This is a genomic window from Cupriavidus consociatus (assembly GCF_017814975.1).
In the GTDB taxonomy this organism is placed as follows: Bacteria; Pseudomonadota; Gammaproteobacteria; order Burkholderiales; family Burkholderiaceae; genus Cupriavidus; species Cupriavidus consociatus.
Window position 1 is genome coordinate 1 of record NZ_JAGIQA010000101.1, and the last position, 2,910, is coordinate 2,910.

1 protein-coding gene and 2 pseudogenes are annotated in these 2,910 nt (G+C 62.3%); all 3 read right to left on the bottom strand.

The features are described 5' to 3' along the window. Positions 1 to 546: 546 nt before the first annotated feature. Positions 547 to 669 (bottom strand): annotated as a pseudogene (locus J8I82_RS39860) (IS110 family transposase); the annotation flags it as partial. Between the two features lie 484 nt (positions 670 to 1,153). Then, positions 1,154 to 1,300: pseudogene (locus J8I82_RS38935) on the bottom strand (IS91 family transposase); the annotation flags it as partial. A gap of 83 nt (positions 1,301 to 1,383) precedes the next feature. Beyond that, positions 1,384 to 2,910, bottom strand: a 1,527-nt coding sequence (locus J8I82_RS37455) for an efflux RND transporter permease subunit (protein WP_209765635.1), incomplete at its 5' end; no start/stop codon positions are given.

The window sequence follows — 2,910 nt, forward strand, 5'->3', positions numbered from 1 at the left end:
CATGCAGCGAACCATGGACGCCGCGCTCACCATTCAGGCACTGCGGGAAGAGTCATGACTTCCGTATAAGGAAATGCGTCTAGATTAGCCCAAGCCTTTATAAACTGCCTTGAAAATCTTGAACAACGTATCTTAATTTGATCCCGAAAAATACCATCAGAATTGATCCCGACTTTGTCCTAGATTTTGTTATCATCAACCCGCAATAATTCTTATTTAGCTCCGACTCGTGCGATGCGGCGATAACCGACGGCGCATCATATGAAGGGCACGAGCTGACGATGCGTCGCTGGGAATATCATTTGTTCAGATAATTTGGAGACTAAGAAAATGGTCGAATCTAATTCGATACAGGATTTGCGCTCTGCGATCCCTAGCGGCGCGCGATCGCACGAATACTGGGCGCGGTGCCGCGAGGAGCGGTGCAATGAGCCACCAAAGCGGGGTTGCCCCACGGCGCAACGCCGGCGCGCCTGGGAATTGGGGCACCCAATCGCATGGCGTGGCAGGGATTCAGCGGCCATTTGCATGTCGAGTCGTGTTTAGGATCTGTGTGACCAGCTTCTTGATGGCCTCGGGGGTATTCATAATCTCTCCCAGGTATCGCACTTCGCCGCCTGTCTGCGCCACCGCAACGGCGATCGTTTCCTGGTGGACATCCAAGCCCACGTACTAACTAAACTTGTCCATGACCTGCCCCCTCAATTGGGGCTCTGGGCCTCTGGTTTAACCCACCTCAAGCCTAATCCACACCGCTTGAGGTACGGCAGGTCAATACATTCTATCGAGAGCCGGTTGTGGGGACCTTGGCGGATCCGAACTCCTAAGGCTTTCGGCCCTGGAGTTCGACCGCTGATGCCATCGGACAGCGCGTCAACGTTCTGGTCAAGCGTGTCTCGAAAGAATGATTCGGCAAAACGCAGGTGCGCGATCCACTGCAGGTATACGTGCATGCCCAGCGCTACACCGCCGATGTGCTCAGGAAACTGTATTCAACGATACGCGTGGATCCGCCGCAGTGCGTCGAAATTCCGGTGCCGGGCATCGTTACCGAAGCGCTGTTCCAAACCGTCCGGGAACAGCTTGCCGAAAACCGCAAGCTGGCACGTCAGCGCCGGGATAGTGCGCCGCCCCGCGTTAGAAAACTTTACCTGGGCAGCAACTCAGCCTGCCGGTGTACGAGCCATTGCGCTCGGGCGAGCGACTGGTGCTTCGGGCAGACAATGCCGGTAAAAGCTACAACGGTTTGGTGACCACAGGCAACGCACAGTTAGACATGGCCATCGAGGGCCGCGGCCTTAGGCCTTGCGCTATGTTGCCATTCTTTTTACCAAGGCCAACAGTCTTGTCTAAGCCTCAGGTTTTCCCTGCTGGCCGCCAGGCTCATTCCCCGCTGGCCTCCGTTGGCCGCGGCAATTCCTGTGCGGCCGGTCGGGCGGCGGCAGCCGCGACGTGGGACGGTGATGGCGTGGCCGCTTTGCCTTGCCACAGCCGGCGCAGCCACGCGCTGAAATCATCAAGATACGTATAGATCACCGGTACCACCACCAGCGTCAGGATCGACGAGGTAATGATCCCGCCGATCACGGTCTGCCCCATCGGCGCGCGCTGCTCGGCGCCTTCGCCCAGGCTGAAGGCCAGCGGCACCATGCCGAAGATCATCGCCAGCGTGGTCATCAGGATGGGGCGCAGCCGCACGCGCGCGGCCTCCACCAGCGCCGCCTCGCGTGACAGCGGCTGCCGGCCGTCGGCGCCGTCCACATGGCCCTGGCGCGCCTGGTTGGCGAAGTCCACCAGCAGGATCGCGTTCTTGGTCACCAGCCCCATCAGCATGATGAAGCCGATGATCGAAAACATGTTCAGCGTCGAGCGGAACAGCAGCAGCGCCGCGAACACGCCGACCAGTGTCAGCGGCAGCGAGGTCATGATGGCGACCGGCTGGAAGAAGCTGGCGAACTGCGAGGCAAGGATCATGTAGATGAAGATCACCGCCAGCGCCAGCGCCGACACGGCGTAGCCGAAGGACTCGTTCATCGACTTGGTCGAGCCGCCGAAGCGGTACTTGTAGCCGGCCGGCCAGCTCATGCCGTCCAGTGCGGCCTTGACGTCGCGCGCCACTTCACCGGCCGAGCGCCCGGCCACGTTGGCGGTCAGCTCGACCTCGCGGTTCAGGTCGCGCCGGCTGATCTGGTTGGCGCCGGTGGTGGGCACCAGCTCGGCGATCTGGCGCAGCGACACCATCTTGGGCGAGCCGTCGGCGTTGGTCTGGCTGCTGGCGATCATCAGCGCGCTCAGGTCAGCCATGCCGGTGCGCGCGTCCCTGGGCAGGCGCACGCGCACGTCGTAGTTCTCGTCATCGGGCGCGCGCCAAGAGCTGATGGCGTCGCCAGCCAGCAGCGGGCGCAGGGCATTGCCGATCTGCGCCACGCCCACGCCCAGGTCCGATGCCAGCTCGCGCCGGATGCGCACCTCGATGGTGGGGCGGTCGTCCTTCATGCTCGAATCCACGTCGGCCAGGCCGCGGATTGCCTTCATGCGGTTGCCCGCCTCTTTGGACAGGCGCCGCAGCTCGTCCAGGTCATCGCCCTGGATCGACACCTGGATCGCCTTCTGGCCGCCGGCGCCATCGGGCATGCCCACCATGGTCAGGGTGATGCCGGCAATGCCCGCCAGGCGCTGGCGGATCAGCGGGTTGAGCTGCGCGGTGGACAGCTGGCGCGAGCGCCGCTCGGTCAGTCGCACCGACACCAGCGCATTGTTGCGGCCCGAGGCATTACCCGAGTTGATGGTGGCGTAGGTGTAGGCCACTTCGGGGAAGGACTTCAGCGCGGCTTCCACCTGCCGCACCTTGGCCTCGGTCACTTCGAGCGACGTGCCCACCGGCGTGGTGAAGCCGACCTGCGTCTCGCC